The sequence below is a fragment of the Streptomyces fagopyri genome (assembly GCF_009498275.1).
Taxonomy (GTDB): Bacteria; Actinomycetota; Actinomycetes; order Streptomycetales; family Streptomycetaceae; genus Streptomyces; species Streptomyces fagopyri.
In genome coordinates, this window is the sequence record NZ_CP045643.1 from 6,512,279 (window position 1) to 6,528,203 (window position 15,925).

Consider the following 15,925-nt stretch of genomic DNA (forward strand, 5'->3'; position numbering starts at 1 on the left):
CGTGTTCAGTCGAGTCCGCCGAAGACGGTCTGGTCCCAGTCGACGACCGAGCCCGTCACCACACCGCTGCGGTCGGAGAGCAGGAAGACGACGAAGTCGGCGATCTCGTCGACCTGGCCGAGCCTGCCCATCGGGAGGCTCCCGGCCGCCTTCTCCCGCCAGTCGTCGCCCGCCCCGTGGAAGGTGCGCTGGATCTCCTCCTCGCCCTCGGTGTCCGTCCAGCCGATGTTCAGGCCGTTGATCCGGATCCGGTCCCAGCGATGGGCGTGCGCGGCGTTGCGGGTGAGACCCGTGAGGCCGGCCTTGGCGGCCACGTACGGGGCGAGGAAGGGCTGTCCGCCGTGCGCGGAGGAGGTGATGATGTTGACGACGGTGCCTGGCGCCCCGCGGTCCACCAGGTGCCGGACCGCCGCCTGCATCGCGAAGAACGGCCCCCGCAGGTTGACCGCGATGTGCGCGTCGAAGAGTTCGGGCGTGGTGTCGAGGAGGGTGCCGCGCGAGGTCAGTCCGGCCGCGTTCACCAGACAGTCGAGCCGTCCGTGCGCGGCCACGACCCGCTCGACGCCGGCGCGCGCCTGCGCGGGATCGGCCAGATCGGCCCGTACGTAGGTGGCGCCGGTCTCCGCGGCGAACCGCTCGCCGAGTTCGGCGCGGCGCCCGGTGAACGCGACCGTCGCGCCCTCCCGGACGGCGGCCCGCACGACGCCCGCGCCGACGCCCTGACTGCCGCCGTTGACGAGGACGACCCTGTCCCCGAGAAGTGGTCCCATCGGTTCTCCCCTGACCTGAGTGATCATGCGTGACCCGAGGGCTCAAGCGCGGCGGCGTTCGGCGCCGGCCCGCAGTTCCCGGCGCAGCCGCCCAGGGCTCCACTCCTCCGTCAGGGCCCGCCACACGGTGTCGGCCTGCGACGGCGGGGCGAGCCCCGCCAGGGGCGGGTCCAGATCGAGATCGGTGGGGAACGGGTAGCCCTCCGCGCAGGCCGCCACCACCCGGCGCAGCCACGCCTCGCCGACGCCCTCGCTCCGGCGCCGCAGCAGCACCGGGAACAGCGCGTTCACCATCGCCTCCCGGTCCACCGTCTCCATCGCGCGGCCGAAGGCCGAGGAGATCTGCAGCAGGTTCGCCATCCGCCGGACGTCCGTCGTGCGGTTGTGGCCCGCCGCGTGGAAGAGCGCGGGGTTGAAGAAGACCGCGTCCCCCTTGGCCAGCGGGAGCTGTACGTGATGCTCCTCGAAGTAGGCGGCGAACTCCGGGCGTCGCCAGGCGAGATAGCCCGGCTCGTACTTCTGCGAGTGCGGCAGGTACAGCGTCGGTCCGGACTCCACGGGCATGTCGCAGTGCGCCACCGCGCCCTGCAGGGTGAGAACGGGGGAGAGCCGGTGGACGTGCGCCGGATAGCGGGCCGCCCGCTCGTCGGAGAGGAAACCGAGGTGGTAGTCCCGGTGCACGCTCTGCGCCGCGCCGCCCGGGTTGACGACGTTGATCTGGGAGGTGACCTGGTAGCCGGGGCCGAGCCAGGCCTCGCAGACCAGGGCCAGCATGTCGTTGGCGTAGTAGTCGGCGAAGACCTCGGGGGCGTGCAGGGCCGTTTTGTCCAGGGCGCTCCACAGCCGGTCGTTGGCGCCGGGCTTCGCGAAGTGGTCACCGCGGGCGGTGCCCTCCGCCCGCTCCCGCTCGATCAGCGCGCCGAAGACGCCGGAGGCCCGGTCCACCACGTCCGGGTCGGCGAACGCGCCTCTCAGTACGACGATTCCGGGGCCGTCCAGCAGCGCGCGGACCCATTCGGTGCGCACCGCGGTCGGGTCGGCCGCCGCCCGGACGCGGTCGCTGTCGTAGAGCGGGACGTCGTGCGCGACCTCCGCGGCGTACGGGTAGTCGCGGGGATCGGTGCGCTCGGCGACCAGCGCGCGGAAGGCGTCGAGGTCGCAGTCCGCCTCCCCGCTCAGCCACACGTGTGGTCCCGCGTCCTGGGAAGCCATGCAGGGTCCTTTCGCCGCGCGGCCGTTTCCGTCAGTCTTATGAACCCGAGCCCATCATTCAATGAGCAGAAACCCATCAAAAACCCATCACCGACCTCCAGGAAGAGGCATGGGACACCCCTATACGATCCGTGAGATCGCCCGTCAGGCCGGGCTGAGCGAGGCGACGGTCGACCGGGTCCTCAACCACCGGGGCGGCGTCCGCGAGAGCACGGCCCGGGAGGTACGGCGGGCCATCGACGACCTGGACCGCCAGCGCACCCAGGTCCGTATCGGCGGACGTACCTTCATGATCGACATCGTGATGCAGACACCGGAGCGGTTCTCCTCCGCGGTGCGCGACGCCCTGGAGGCCGAACTGCCGTCGCTGCACCCGGCGATCGTGCGCTCGCGCTTCCACTTCCGTGAGACGGACCCCGCGGCGGAGCTGGTGAGGGACCTGGACCGGATCGCCGCGCGCGGCTCGCAGGGCGTGATCCTCAAGGCGCCCGACGTGCCCGAGGTCACCACCGCGGTCGGACGGCTGGTGGCGGCCGGCATCCCCGTGGTCACGCTCGTGACGGATCTGCCCAGCAGCCCGCGCAAGGCGTACGTCGGTATCGACAACCGGGCAGCCGGAGCGACGGCCGCCTACCTGATCCGGCAGTGGCTCGGCGACGGCCCCGGCCATGTGCTCGTCACCATCAGCCGGGGCTCCTTCCGCAACGAGGAGGAGCGCGAGATGGGCTTCCGCAGCGAGATGCGCGCCGCGCGGCCGGAACGCCGGCTGGTCGAGGTCACCGACAGCGACGGGCTCGACTCCACCCAGCGGGAGCTCGTCCGCGCGGCCCTGGAGCGGGACCCGGAGATCAACGCCGTCTACTCCATCGGCGGCGGGAACACCGCGACCATCGAGGCCTTCGACGCGCTCGGCCGGGACCTGCTGGCCTTCGTCGCCCACGACCTGGACCACGACAACACCCGGCTCCTCGGGGAGCGGAGGCTGTCCGCGGTGCTCCATCACGACCTGCGCCAGGACATGCGCCGCGCCTGCCAGACCATCATGCGGGCCCACCGGGCCCTCCCGGACGAGGGCCCGTTCCTCCCGTCGGCGATCCAGGTGGTCACGCCGTACAACATGCCGCCGACGTGAGGTGTCCGCGGGAACGGGGGCCGAGGGGGTCGGGACCGGACGGTTTCCGCTGGGGCCCGAAGGATTCGGGCGGGGGCCGAACGGGCTAGGGGCGGGGCCCCGCCGGGGCGGGCGCGAGGGACATGCCTGCGCGGCGCCGTTGCCTCGCGGGCCCCTCGCCGGCGCCGGAGTGCCCCGCCGGGGCCGGCACCGCCTCCGCGCCGCGGCCGTACGCGGGCGCCGGCGGCCCACCCGTTCGGGCCTGCGGTCTACTCGTTCGGTACGGCGGTCTACTCGTTCGGTACGGGCGGTTCCCCGGCGGGACCCAGCGGCTGTCCCGTGGGCCCGCTCTCCCGGCCGGAAGCCGCGTCGTCCAGCGGTGTGCCCGCCCAGGACACGGCCGTCCAGCCGTCCGCCGGGGAACCCTCCAGGACCACCACGTCGGTGTTGTCCAGCCGGTGGCCGGTGGCGAAGGACACCGCCACGTTGCGCGCGCGTGCCGCGGTCCACACCCGGATCGCGGCGCCGTGACTGACCATCGCGACGGAGCCGGCCCCGCTCGCCGCGGCCTCCGCGACCACCGCGTCGAACCGGCTCAGCGCCTCCGCGCCGCTCTCCCCGCCAGGCATCCGCAGCGCGGTCTCCCCGGCCGCCCAGGCGAACGCCGTCGTGAGATACGCCCGCGCCTCCTCGGTGTCACCGCGCAGCATCTCCAGGTCCCCGGCGGACAGTTCGCGGATGCCCTCCCGGACCCGTACGTCCAGGCCGCGCGCGGCCGCCAGTGGGGCGGCGGTCAGCCGGGCACGGGTCAGCGTGGAGGCGTACAGCGCGTCGATCTCCTCGTCCGCCAGCGCCTGGGGCAGCGCGGCGGCCTGTTTCTCCCCGAGGGCCGTGAGCCCCGGTCCCGGCGCGGCGGTGTCCAGCAGGAACTCCACATTGGACGGTGTCTGTCCGTGGCGGACGAGAATCAGGCGCATACGGTCACCCTCTCAGACGGCGGTACGGCGGTACGGGGCCCACCCCGCGGTACGGGGCCCACCCCGCGCGGTACGGCTCAGCCCCGGCCCGTCCCGAGGGACCGCTCCGTGACGCCCGCCAGGTGGGCCGTGAACACCTCGCGCGCGTCCGGCGCCAGGGTGCGCAGCGCGACCAGGCCCGTGATCACGACGTCGCAGAGCTCGGACCGTACGTCGTCCCAGGTGTGCGTGGTGCCCTTGCGCGGGTTCTGCCCGGTCGCGCCGATCACCGCCTGGGCGACCTCGCCGACCTCCTCCGACAACTTCAGGATGCGCAGGAGCAGTTCCTCACGGCCGTCGTGCGCGCCGCCCTCTCGTGTCCGGTCGGCGTCGAGCCAGTCGTGCAGGCGGTCGATCGAGTCCCAGACGTCTTCATCAGCCATGGCACCAGCCTCCCCAGGGGCGAGCCACCCGACGCCCGCCCATGGACCCGTTCGTCGGTGACGCCCGTACATCGGTGACGCCCGCACGTCGGTGACGCCCGCACGTCGGTGACGCCCGCACGTCGGTGACGCCCGCACGTCGGTGACGCCCGCACGTCGGTGGTGTCCGTACACCCGCTGGTGTCCTTGCACGGGTGACGCCCGTACACCGGAGCGCCCGGCCCCGCCGGCGCCCGGCGCCGCTCCTACTCGTCGAACAGCGTCGCCTGTTCGCCCTCGGTGGCCCGGCGCATCCGGTTGTTGCGCGCGCCCAGCACGGCCAGTGTCGCCGCCGCCGTCACACCCAGCGCGGCGGGGACCATCCAGCCCCGGTTCACGGTGTGACCGAGCAGATGGTCCAGCGAGATCCGGCCGGGGCCCGTCACGGCGAGCCCCGCGGCGGTCAGGCCCAGCGACGCCGCGTACTCGAACCCGCCCTCCTGGGCGAAGAACCCGTGCGGGAGGTTCACCGCGGTCGCGCCCGCCATCGCCCCCGCCGCGGAGGCGCCGGCCGCGGGTGTCGCGAGGCCCAGCGCCAGCAGTGTGCCGCCGCCGGCCTCGGCGAGGCCCGCCGCGAGCGCGCTCTGCTTCCCGGGCACGTACCCCATCGCGGCCATGGCCATCGCCGTCCCGGAGATCCCGCCCCCGCCGAACCAGCCGAACAGCTTCTGCGCCCCGTGCGCGGCCAGCACGCCGCCCGTGCCCAGACGGAGCAGCAGCAGTCCGAGGTCTCTGCGGTCGAAACAGGTCACGGTGGCTCCCAACCGGGCTCGAGGGATGACGGCATGCGTCCTTCGACGGCCGTCCTCCGCCGGCCTTCCCCCACCGTCGCCCGCGCCACCGCCCCGCACCCGGCGCGCGCGGCTGTTCGGGTGCCGGCCCGGTGGCTGTCCGGGTGGTCGACCGGGGCCGGTCGACGCGTGGGACGGGTGGCGGGCCGGCGGGAGGGGTGTGACGCTGACTGCCATGACGATTCAGGTAGCCAGACTCAGCGACCCGGCCGTGCGGGCCTTCGTCACCGCTGTGAACGCGCACGACCGCGAGGCGTTCGAGGCCGTCCTCGCGCCCGGTGCGACCATGGCCGACGACGGCTCCGACCATGACCTCGCCGACTGGACCGAGCGGGAGATCTTCTCCTCCCACGGCCACATGGACGTCGACAACGAGTCCCGGGGCGGCCACGCCCTCGTCGTCCGCTACAGCAACGACACCTGGGGCGAGATGAAGACGAGGTGGAGCTTCACCGTCGACGGCGGCAAGGTCACCCGCTTCGAGACCGGCCAGGCCTAGGCCCGGTCCGCCCCGCTCACCGCTGGACGGCGTGGCGGGGCTCTGTGTGCCGGGCACCGCCGCCCTGCTCGGTCAGCGTGATCCGCCCCGCCCTGATGGTGGCGAGACGCGGCGCGCGGCGGGCGATCGACGAGTCGTGGGTGACCAGGACGAAGGTCAGCCCGTACTCGTGCCACAGCCCCTCCAGCAGCCGCATGATGTCGTCCCGGGTGCCCTCGTCCAGGTTGCCGGTCGGCTCGTCCGCGAGGAGCACCTTCGGCTTCTTGACCAGGGCACGCGCGATGGCGACCCGCTGCTGCTGGCCGCCGGAGAGTTCGGACGGCGCGTGCGTGAGGCGCTCGCCCAGACCGACCGAGCGCAGTGCCTCGGCGGCGCGTTCGCGTCGCTCCGCGGGCTTGACGCCGAGCGGTACGAGCGCGGTCTCGACGTTCTCCTGCGCGGTCAGCGTCGGGATGAGGTTGAACGACTGGAAGATGATGCCGATCTTCTCGGCGCGCAGCCGGGTCAGCCGGGCCTCGCCGACGGAGGCGAGGTCGACGCCGTCCAGCTCGACGCTGCCGGAGGACGGGCGGTCCAGACCGCCGATCATCTGGAGCAGGGTCGACTTGCCGCCGCCGGTGGGACCCTGGATGACGAGCTGGTCGCCGTCCTCGATGGTGAGGTCGACGCCGCGCAGCGCCTCCACCGTCTCCTTGCCCCGCGAGTAGCGCTTGGTGACGCCGGTGAGCTTGTACATGAGGTTCTCCGAAGATGAAGGGGAAGGGGTGGGGCGCCGCGGTCGGGGGCGAAGGGGACGCGGCGCCCCGGCTCGGGGTGTTCTTCGCCCGGGGAGGGGCGTTACGCCACGCTGCGCAGCGCGTCCGCGGGGCGCATCCGGGAGGCTCGCCAGCCGCCCATCGCGCCGGCGACGAGACCGCCCGCGATGGCCAGACCCGCCGCGAGCGCGATGGTGGTCACCGAGACCGGCGCGGAGAGCGCGATCTCCATGGTGTTCTTGACCGCCTGCCGGCCGGGCCCGCCGCCACCGGGCCCCCCGCCCATGCCGCCCCCGCCGGTGGAGCCGAGCTCCGCGGTCAGCTTCGGGCTGATCGCCGTCACCGCGTACGCCGCGCCGAGGCCCAGGGCGATCCCGAGCGCGCCGCCGAGCAGACCGTTCACGACGGACTCGCCGACGACCTGGCGGGTGACCCTGCGGGACGGCCAGCCGAGCGCCTTGAGGGTGCCGAACTCACGCACCCGGCGGGACACGGCCGAGGAGGTCAGCAGCGCCGCCACCAGGAACGCGGCCACGAGCACCGCGACGGACAGCCACTTGCCGACGCTGGCCGCCAGGTCGGAGGCGGTCGACAGGGAACCGGAGACGGTGTCCGCGAGGTCCGCGGAGGTGGTGACCGTGGTCCCCGAGATGTTCTTCTGGATGGCCGCCTTGACGGTGTCGATCCGCTTCGAGTCGGCCGCCTCGACGTAGATCGTGGTGACCTCGTCCTTCGCGTCGCCCAACGTCTGCGCCTGCTTCAGCGGCAGGTAGACGTCGGTCGTCGACTCGCTGCTGTCCGGTGTCGCGATCCCGATGACCGTGTACTTGGTGCCGGAGATCGTGAGGGTCCCGCCGACCGTCTTCTTGTTCTCCTTGGCGTACGACGCGCTGAGGACCGCGACCTTCGCGTCCGTCTGGGCCGCGGTGAACGTCCGGCCCGTGGTGATCTTCGAGGTGGCGAGCGGGCCGAGATCCTGGTGGGTGACGTCGACGCCCGCGACGGAGTACGAGTTCACGTCGAAGGACGCGCCGCCGCCCTGCACCTGCGGCTGCCCGGACCCGCCGCCCGGACCGCCCTGCTGGGCACCGGAGGACCCCGATCCCGAGGAGGTGGAGGACTTCGCCGTGCCCCGGGTGAAGGAGCCGTCGACCTTGGTGACGTTCAGGCTGAGCGCGCCCACCGCGCCCGACACGCCCTTCTGCGCGGCGACCCGGGTGACGAGCGAGGACTTCAGGGACTGCCCGCCCTGCGTCATCACCCGGTCCGAGCTCTGGGTCGTGCCGCTGTCGGACTTGGCGTCGAAATCGAACTTCGGACGCCCGGACGAACTGCCCGTGGATGCCGGACGGGCCTTCGTGACGGTCATGTCGGTGCCGAGCCCGTACAGCGACTTCAGGACCTTGCCCTGGGCCTGCTGCATGCCGGCCGACACCGAGTTGACGGTGATGACCAGCGCGATTCCGAGGGCCAGACCCATGGCGATCACCAGGGTCGCCTTCTTGCGCCGGCTCAGCTCACGCTTGAGATAGATGCCAAACATCCCGTTCCCCAAAGGTTCTCGGCGCCCGCTGTGGGCGCGGCCACAAGCTATGGAGAAACCTTTGAGCGGGGCTGAGTGCGAGGTGTGCGAGAGCTGAGAAAGCCGGGCCGGACATCAATATCGGGTAAGACAGCTGATTCCCAGGGTCCGGAGGGGCCATTGCCAGGAAACCCCTGTTGGGTGGGGTCCCGTTGGCGCGCGACGGCCGGGTGCGGCGTGCGGCCCGCCGCTGTGCCGTGTCTGTGGCAGCGCTGTGCCCTTCCTCTGTGGCACCGGCGCACGGCGGCTCTTTCGCCACCCCGCCGTACGGCGGCGCGGACCGGCTTTGTACGGTCCCGAGATGCGCGATTCCTCTCCGCTTCCCCCGCGTGCCGCCGTGCTGTCCCGCCGTGCGGCGCTCGGCCTCGCCGCGGCCGTCCCGCTGGCCGCCGCGTCCCCGGCGGCCGCCGCCACCCCCTCCGCCGCTCCGTCGACGGCCCGCGCCGCGGCGATCGGCGGTGAAATGCTGGGCCGCGGGGGCGTCCAGGTGCGCGGAGCCTCGGGACTGCCCAAGCACCTCACCGCCCGGTCCTGGATGGTCGCCGACCACGTCAGCGGCGAGGTGCTCGCCTCGTACAACGCGCACCGGCTGCTGGCGCCCGCCTCCACGCTGAAGATGCTCTTCGCGGACACCGTGCTGAAGAAGTTCGAACGCACCGAGCGGCACCGGGTGACCGACGCCGACCTCGCCGGGATTCCCGCGGGCTCCAGCCTCGTCGGTGTCAAACCCGGAATCACCTACACCGTCGAGCAGTTGTGGCTCGGCGTCTTCCTGCGCTCCGGGAACGACGCGGTGCACGTGCTCAGCCACATGAACGGCGGCGTGGACAGCACGGTCGCGCAGATGCAGGCCAAGGCCCAGGACCTGCAGGCCCTGGACACACATGTGGTCAGCCCCGACGGGTTCGACCACAAGGGCCAGGTCTCCTCCGCGTACGACCTGACGCTCTTCGCCCGGCACGGCCTCGCCGACGCCGACTTCCGCGCCTACTGCTCGACGCGGACCGCGGACTTCCCGGCGGGCGGCAAGAAGACCTTCCAGATCCAGAACACCGACCGCCTGCTGACCGGCGCGTGGGGCGTACCGACGTACAACGGTCTCATCGGCGTCAAGAACGGCTACACCAGCAACGCCGGCAACACCTTCACCGGCGCCGCGACCCGCGGCGGGCGGACCCTCCTGGTCACGGTGATGCATCCGAAGAGCGGTGGCAGCGGCGTCTACGAGGAGACGGCGGCGCTGCTCGACTGGGGGTTCCGGCAGGGCGCCGGCGCGCGTCCGGTGGGCACGCTGGTCGCCCCGCTCAGCGAGGGCGGCGCCAAGGCGGCACCCGGCAGGAAGCCGCCGAGGGCCGCCGCCGGCGCACCCGCACGGGCGGAGACGAGCGATTCGTCGTGGGGGCTGGTCGGCGGGGCCGGGGGAGCGGTCGCGCTGCTCGCGGGCGGTGCGGTCGCGTGGCGCAGGCGACGGCGACGGCGCGTGGTCGCGGCGGGCGAGGCCGCGACGTCCGGCCCGGGGGCGTCCGGCCCGGGAACCGTCGATCCGGGGGTTTCGGACCCGGAGGCTTCGGAGCCGGGAGACCCGGAGGCGCGTCACCGGCGGTGACGGTGCGGCGGACAGCCGTCGGATATGCGGAGGCAGCCGTCCCTCGGCCCGGAACCCACCTCGCGTCCCGCGCGAGGTCCGCCCCCCGGCCGGGCCGCGGAACGGCTGCCGCCTCCCCCCTCGGTGTGGACCGTGGTCGTACCGAAGTCCTCCACTCCGAGTGTGAAGCTCTCGTGGAGGCGACACGAGCATAAGCCCGCTACCGGGTCTTATAGTGCGGAGGTTCAGCTTCCGTTTGTGCAAGTTGAGACGTTGACGAAGAGGGCGGGAGTGCCCTAACCGCGCCCCACGTAGGGCATCGCGGTGGCCATCACCGTCGCGAACTGCACGTTCGCCTCCAGCGGCAGCTCCGCCATGTGCCGCACGGTGCGGGCCACGTCCGCCGCGTCCATCACCGGCTCGACCGCGAGGTCCCCGTTCGCCTGCGGCGTTCCCGTGCGCATTCCGGAGGTCATGTCGGTCTCCGCGTTGCCGATGTCGATCTGGCCGCACGCGATCCGGTACGCGCGCCCGTCCAGGGACAGCGACTTGGTCAGGCCCGTCACCGCGTGCTTGGTCGCGGTGTACGCGATCGACCGCGGACGCGGCGCGTGCGCCGAGATCGAGCCGTTGTTGATGATCCGGCCGCCCTGCGGGTCCTGTTCCTTCATCTGCCGGAACGCGGCCTGCGCGCACAGGAACGCCCCGTTGAGGTTGGTGTCCACGACGTGCCGCCACGCCTCGTAGGGAAGTTCCTCGACGGGTACGCCCCCCGGGCCGAACGTTCCGGCGTTGTTGAAGAGCAGGTCGAGCCGTCCGAAGCGCTCGCGCACGGAGGCGAAGAGGGCGGTCACGTCCTCGGGGCGGGCGACGTCCGCCCGTACGGCCGCGGAAGGTGCCCGGGGGACGAGGGCCGCCGTCTCCTCCAGGGGCCCGGTCCGGCGTCCGGCCAGCGCCACCGACCAGCCGGCGCGCAGCAGTTCGACGGCCACCGCGCGGCCGATGCCGGAGCCCGCCCCGGTCACTACCGCGATCTTCGTCTGCTTGGCATTCATGGGGCCGCAGCGTATCGACGGCGAGGCGGGGACGCGGGGCGCCTCGCGTCCCACGCCCCCGTTCCGCAACGCTCAGCCGTCAGCCGTCAGCCGTCAGCCGTCAGCCGTCAGCCGTCAGCCGTCAGCCCGGTCGGTTGCCGGGCCGGTCAGTCCGTCTCGTCGGGGTAGCGGACGCCGATCTGCTCGCGTACCGCGTCGAGCGTGCGCATCACGGCGAGGCTGCCGTCGAGGGGGACGAGCGGGGACTCCTTCTCGCCGGCCCGCAGCGCGCGCATCACCTCGGCGGCCTCGTGCTTGAGGCTGTTGCGCGGGCCGTGCGCCGGGTCGGCCGGGAACTCCTCCGCGTCGCGCCCGTCGCGGTGCAGCACGAACCGTTCCGGGAAGAAGAAACCGCCGGGGATCTCGATGCGGCCCTGTGAGCCGGTGACGGAGGCCATGACGGGGGTGCTGCCGTTGATGGAGCAGTGCACCGAAGCGAGAGCACCGCTCTCCCAGGTGAGCACCGCTCCGGTCTGGAGATCGACGCCCTCGTCGGAGAGCACCGCTCTCGCCGTGATGCCCGCGGGCTCCCCGAGCAGCAGATGCGCGAACGACACCGGGTAGACACCGAGGTCGAGCAGCGCGCCGCCGCCCTGCGCGGGGTCGCGCAGCCGGTGCGAGGGCGGGAACGGGCCGTTGATCCCGAAGTCGGCCTGCACGCTGCGGATCTCACCGATCACACCGTCGTCCACGAGCCCCTTGAGCCGGCGGATCAGCGGGTTGCAGTACATCCACATGGCTTCCATCAGGAAGCGGTCGTGCCGGCGGGCGAGCTCGACCAGTTCCTCTGCCTCCCGCACGTTCAGCGTCAGCGCCTTCTCGCACAGCACATGACGCCCGGCCTCCAGACACATCCCGGCCGCCTGCCGGTGCGCCGAGTGCGGAGTCGCCACGTACACGACGTCGACGTCCTCGTCGGCGGCGAGCGACGCCCAGTCCCCGTAGGCCCGGGGGATCCCGAACCGCTCGGCGAACGCCTTCGCCGAGGCGTCGGTCCGCGAGGCCACGGCCACCACCTCCGCGTCCGGCATGTCCACCAGATCCGCCGTGAACGCCGCGGCGATCCCACCGGTCGCCAGAATCCCCCACCGCACCCGCTCGTGCTCGCCCGTCATTCCCGGCCCTTCGCTCTGTCACCCTGATGCGCTGTGACCCCGAACACTCCGTTCGAACTGAGAGCATAGGTGGCGGATCACTCGGAGAGGGAGGGGCACATGCCCGAGCGCGGGCGCACCACGAGGGACGAGGAAGGTCCGCAGGGGCGGATACCGAACACCGTCGTCGCCGGCACCTCGGCGGCCTTCGCCGAACCGGCGCCCGCCGTCGTACACCCCAGGGCCACGCCCGCGGCGGAGAACCCCGGCCCCCGGGACGCCGGTCCGAAGGACGCCGAACCGCGCGACACCGGAGCGCTCCGCCGTACGGGAGTGCTCGTCACCCTGATCCTCGGCGGGCTCACCGCGACACCCCCGCTGGCGATGGACATGTACCTCCCGTCGCTGCCGGAGGTCACCCGCTCCCTGCACGCCCCGGCCGCGACCGTCCAGCTCACGCTGACCGCGTGCCTCGCGGGAATGGCGTTCGGCCAGCTCGTCGTGGGACCGATGAGCGACAAGTGGGGGCGGCGAAGGCCGCTGCTCGCCGGACTGCTCGTCTACGTCCTCGCCACCGCCCTGTGCGCCGTCGCGCCCGACGTCGAACTCCTCGTCGCCTTCCGGCTGGCGCAGGGCCTCGCGGGAGCGGCCGGCATCGTGATCGCCAGAGCTGTTGTCCGTGATCTGTACGACGGCGTGGCGATGGCCCGCTTCTTCTCCACCCTGATGCTGGTCTCCGGCGTCGCCCCGGTCGTCGCACCCCTCATCGGCGGGCAGATCCTGCGCGCCACCGACTGGCGCGGCGTCTTCGTCGTCCTCACCGCCGTCGGCATCGGACTCACCGCGCTCGTCTGGACGAGGCTCCCCGAGACCCTCGCGCCCGCCGACCGGCACGCCGGCGGCGTCGGCGAAGCCCTCCGCTCCATGCGCGCCTTGCTCGCCGACCGGATCTTCACCGGCTACATGCTGGCGGGCGGCTTCGCCTTCGCCGCGCTCTTCGCGTACATCTCGGCCTCGCCGTTCGTGATCCAGGAGATCTACGGCGCGTCCCCGCAGACGTTCAGCCTGCTCTTCGGCGTCAACTCGGTCGGCCTGGTGGTCGTCGGCCAGATCAACGGGAAGCTCCTCGTCGGGCGGGTCAGCCTCGACAAGGTCCTCGCCCTGGGCCTCACCCTCATCGCCCTCGGCGCCGGCGCGCTGCTCCTGATGTCCTCCGGCGCCCTCGGCGAGGTCGGGCTGGCGCCGGTGGCCGCCGCCCTGTTCGTCCTGATGTCCGCGATGGGCCTCGCGCTGCCCAACACCCAGGCGCTCGCCCTGATGCGCGTACGGCACGCGGCCGGCTCCGCCTCCGCGCTGCTGGGCACCTCCTCCTTCCTCATCGGGGCGATCGCCTCGCCGCTGGTCGGCATGGCGGGGGAGCACACCGCCGTTCCGATGGCCGTCGTCCAACTGGCGGCGGTACTGGTGGCCGTCGCCTGCTTCATGGCACTGTGCCGTCCCTGGCGGGCGGGACGCACCGCGGACGGAAAGGCGGCGGAGAGCTGAGCGCACCGAGACTGCGCGTCGACACACCGGAGCGGGCCGGGCTCGATCCGGCCGAACTGCGCCACCTCGTCCGCGACGTCCGCGCCCTCACCCGCGGACCGCACCCCTGGGCGGCCGGCGTCGTCGTGGTCGCCGGGCGCGGCCCGGTCATCGCCGTCGAGGAGGCGGCGGGCTGGGCGGTGCGCTACGCGTCGTACGACGAGAAGACCGACACCGGGGTCGAACTGCCGCCCACCCAGCGGCTTCCGATGACCGTGCGCACCCCCTTCGATCTGGCCTCCCTCACCAAACTGTTCACGGCGGTCGCCGCGGTGCAGCAGCTGGAGCGCGGCACGCTCGGCATCGACGCGCGCGTGGGGGCGTATCTTCCGGAGTTCCGCGCGGCCGGCGCGCACGACATCACCGTGCGGCAACTGCTCACGCACACCTCCGGACTGCGGCCCGAACTCCCGCTGTACGCATGCCCGGACGACGAGGCGCGGCTCGCGCTGCTCAGGGCGGAGGAGCCCTCGTCCGAGCCGGGGGAGTACCTGTACTCGGACCTGAACCTGCTCCTCCTCCAGCACGTCCTGGAACGCATCACCGGCCGCTCCCTCGACGTCCTCGTCCGGGACGGGATCACCCGGCCGCTGGGGATGACGGCCACCCGCTTCGGGCCGTGCCCGGACGCGGCGGCGACCGAGGACCAGCGGCGGCCGTGGGCCAAGGCGGACCGCGGGATGCTGCGGGGCGTGGTGCACGACGAGAACGCGTGGGCGCTCGGCGGGGTGGCGGGGCACGCGGGTCTCTTCTCCACCGCCCGCGACCTCGCCGTCTTCTGCCGCACGCTTCTCGCGGGCGGTTCCTACGGGCCCGCGCGCATCCTGGGTCCCGACTTCGTCGAACTGATGCTCACCCCGCCCGGTCTCGGCTTCGCCATCGGCCAGTCGTGGTTCATGGGAACCCTGGCGGAGGCCGGCGCGGCGGGACACACGGGTTTCACGGGGACGTCGCTGGTGCTGGATCCGGCGACGGACACGTTTGTCGTGCTGCTGGGGAACACGGTGCATCCTCGGCGGCGGCCGGTGCGGAACGCGCCGCGGGTGGAGGTGGCTACGCGGATGGCTCGGGCGGTACGGGACGCTTGACGCGGGTTCCTCTCGCCCCCGCCGCCCCTACCCGTCCCATCCCCCGGGGCTCCGCCCCCGGACCCCCGCCAAGGGGCTGCCGCCCCCTGGACCCCCGCCGTCGCCCGAAGGGCTCGTCCTCAAACGCCGGACGGGCTGAAAACGACCCCGCCGCCGGTCTCGCAGCGCGGGCCCGCACCACCAGCCCGTCCGGCGCTTGAGGACGAGGCCGTTCAGGCCGATACGGGGGTCTGGGCGCGGAGCCCCCAGGAACAGATGCGTCGGGTAGGGGCGGCGGGGGCGAGAACCCGGGCGGGTCACCCCACCCCCGTAGAATCACCGCGTGAACGCCCCCGCACCCCCCGCCGACACCCTGCGCACCGCCCTCGCGGGCCTGCTCGACGGGCTGCCCCCGAAGACAGCCGCCCAGGCCGTCGAGCGGCTGATCGCGAACTACCGGGGCACCACCCCGACCCACGCACCGATCCTCCGCGACCGCTCGGACGTCGTCGCGTACGCCGCCTACCGGATGCCGGCGACGTTCGAGGCGGTGCGCGGCGCGCTGGAGGCGTTCGCCGACGCGGTGCCGGAGTGGACGCCGGCGAGCCATGTGGACGTCGGCGGTGGCACGGGCGCCGCGACCTGGGCGGTGAACGCGACCTGGCCGGGCGCCCGCCCCGTGACCGTGCTCGACTGGGCCGAACCCGCGCTCGCCCTCGGCCGCGAGATCGCCGCCACGAACCCGGAGCTGACGCCCGCGGAGTGGCAGCGCGCACGCATCGGAGCGGCGCTCACCCTGGAGAGCACCGATCTCGTGACCGTGTCCTACGTCCTCGGCGAACTCACCGCCGCCGACCGCGCCTGGGTCGTGTCGGCCGCGGCCGTCGCCGCGCAGGCCGTAGTGATCATCGAGCCGGGCACGCCCGACGGGTACGCCCGGGTGATCGAGGCCCGCGACCGTCTGGTCGGCGCCGGGTTCCACGTCGCCGCGCCCTGTCCGCACAGCGCGGCCTGCCCCATCGTGCCCGGCGAGGACTGGTGCCACTTCTCCGCCCGGGTCAGCCGCTCCTCCCTCCACCGGCAGGTCAAGGGCGGCTCCCTGGCGTACGAGGACGAGAAGTTCAGCTACGTCGCCGCCACCCGCCTCCCGGCGGACCCGGCCGCCTCCCGCGTGGTGCGCAGACCGCAGATCCGCAAGGGACAGGTACTGCTCGACCTGTGCGGTCCGGACGAGTCCCTGCACCGCGAGACCGTGACCAAGCGCCACGGACCGCTCTACCGGGCGGCCCGCGACGCGGACTGGGGCGACGCCTGGCCGCCTCCGGCCGAGGAGGACTGACCCC

At 73.0% G+C, this 15,925-nt stretch carries 15 protein-coding genes; 6 read left to right on the forward strand and 9 right to left on the reverse strand.

The annotated features are described in order from the left end of the window. Positions 1-5 precede the first annotated feature (5 nt). Both GFH48_RS28115 and GFH48_RS28120 read right to left on the reverse strand, forming a co-directional pair. Positions 6-770 carry an SDR family oxidoreductase gene (locus tag GFH48_RS28115; protein ID WP_153290903.1) on the reverse strand — a complete coding sequence of 255 codons (765 nt, stop codon included), beginning with the start codon at positions 768-770 and terminating at the stop codon, positions 6-8. 42 nt (positions 771-812) lie between these two features. Beyond that, positions 813-1,982: a phytanoyl-CoA dioxygenase family protein gene (locus GFH48_RS28120; protein ID WP_153290904.1), complete on the reverse strand. Its 1,170-nt coding sequence runs from the start codon at positions 1,980-1,982 to the stop codon at positions 813-815. A 109-nt stretch (positions 1,983-2,091) separates the two neighbouring features. On the opposite strand from GFH48_RS28120, the gene GFH48_RS28125 reads away from it, so the two are divergent. Continuing rightward, positions 2,092-3,114, forward strand: coding sequence for a LacI family DNA-binding transcriptional regulator (locus tag GFH48_RS28125; RefSeq protein ID WP_153290905.1), 1,023 nt, complete (start codon positions 2,092-2,094; stop codon positions 3,112-3,114). Between the two features lie 269 nt (positions 3,115-3,383). On the opposite strand, the gene GFH48_RS28130 is transcribed toward GFH48_RS28125, so the two are convergent. The 3 genes from GFH48_RS28130 to GFH48_RS28140 form a co-directional block, all read right to left on the reverse strand. Then, on the reverse strand, positions 3,384-4,070 hold the full coding sequence (locus tag GFH48_RS28130) for a histidine phosphatase family protein (protein WP_153290906.1): 687 nt from the start codon (positions 4,068-4,070) through the stop codon (positions 3,384-3,386). Positions 4,071-4,147: 77 nt separating this feature from the next. Then, the gene (locus tag GFH48_RS28135; protein ID WP_153290907.1) at positions 4,148-4,492 is read right to left on the reverse strand and encodes a MazG-like family protein; all 345 of its coding nucleotides are present in this window, start codon (positions 4,490-4,492) and stop codon (positions 4,148-4,150) included. A 245-nt stretch (positions 4,493-4,737) separates the two neighbouring features. After that, a complete protein-coding gene (locus tag GFH48_RS28140; RefSeq protein WP_153290908.1) occupies positions 4,738-5,283 on the reverse strand; it encodes a DoxX family protein in 546 nt (181 codons plus the stop codon). Positions 5,284-5,497: 214 nt separating this feature from the next. Between GFH48_RS28140 and GFH48_RS28145 the strand changes: the two genes are divergently transcribed. Then, positions 5,498-5,821, forward strand: coding sequence for a nuclear transport factor 2 family protein (locus GFH48_RS28145; RefSeq protein ID WP_153290909.1), 324 nt, complete (start codon positions 5,498-5,500; stop codon positions 5,819-5,821). A 16-nt stretch (positions 5,822-5,837) separates the two neighbouring features. Here GFH48_RS28145 and GFH48_RS28150 read toward each other — a convergent pair whose 3' ends face one another. Both GFH48_RS28150 and GFH48_RS28155 read right to left on the reverse strand, forming a co-directional pair. After that, positions 5,838-6,557: an ABC transporter ATP-binding protein gene (locus tag GFH48_RS28150; RefSeq protein ID WP_153290910.1), complete on the reverse strand. Its 720-nt coding sequence runs from the start codon at positions 6,555-6,557 to the stop codon at positions 5,838-5,840. A 101-nt stretch (positions 6,558-6,658) separates the two neighbouring features. Then, entirely contained in the window at positions 6,659-8,119 is a 1,461-nt protein-coding gene (locus GFH48_RS28155) for an ABC transporter permease (protein WP_153290911.1), read from the reverse strand. Between the two features lie 340 nt (positions 8,120-8,459). Here GFH48_RS28155 and GFH48_RS28160 point away from each other — a divergent pair, with 340 nt between their 5' ends. Continuing rightward, a complete protein-coding gene (locus tag GFH48_RS28160) occupies positions 8,460-9,764 on the forward strand; it encodes a D-alanyl-D-alanine carboxypeptidase family protein (RefSeq protein ID WP_153290912.1) in 1,305 nt (434 codons plus the stop codon). 275 nt (positions 9,765-10,039) lie between these two features. Here the strand turns inward: GFH48_RS28160 and GFH48_RS28165 are convergent, their stop codons facing one another. Then, complete coding sequence (locus tag GFH48_RS28165) at positions 10,040-10,798, reverse strand: SDR family oxidoreductase (RefSeq protein ID WP_153290913.1); 759 nt, start codon at positions 10,796-10,798, stop codon at positions 10,040-10,042. Positions 10,799-10,944: 146 nt separating this feature from the next. Further along, positions 10,945-11,952 (reverse strand): Gfo/Idh/MocA family protein, encoded by a 1,008-nt coding sequence (locus tag GFH48_RS28170; protein ID WP_153290914.1) that lies wholly within the window; start codon positions 11,950-11,952, stop codon positions 10,945-10,947. 99 nt (positions 11,953-12,051) lie between these two features. Between GFH48_RS28170 and GFH48_RS28175 the strand changes: the two genes are divergently transcribed. The 3 genes from GFH48_RS28175 (at position 12,052) to GFH48_RS28185 (ending at position 15,921) form a co-directional block, all read left to right on the forward strand. Beyond that, positions 12,052-13,476 carry a multidrug effflux MFS transporter gene (locus tag GFH48_RS28175; RefSeq protein WP_228121004.1) on the forward strand — a complete coding sequence of 475 codons (1,425 nt, stop codon included), beginning with the start codon at positions 12,052-12,054 and terminating at the stop codon, positions 13,474-13,476. Then, on the forward strand, positions 13,431-14,603 hold the full coding sequence (locus GFH48_RS28180; RefSeq protein WP_153293151.1) for a serine hydrolase domain-containing protein: 1,173 nt from the start codon (positions 13,431-13,433) through the stop codon (positions 14,601-14,603). Before GFH48_RS28175 ends, GFH48_RS28180 begins: the two co-directional genes overlap by 46 nt. A gap of 322 nt (positions 14,604-14,925) precedes the next feature. Continuing rightward, entirely contained in the window at positions 14,926-15,921 is a 996-nt protein-coding gene (locus GFH48_RS28185; RefSeq protein WP_153290915.1) for a small ribosomal subunit Rsm22 family protein, read from the forward strand. Positions 15,922-15,925 lie beyond the last annotated feature (4 nt).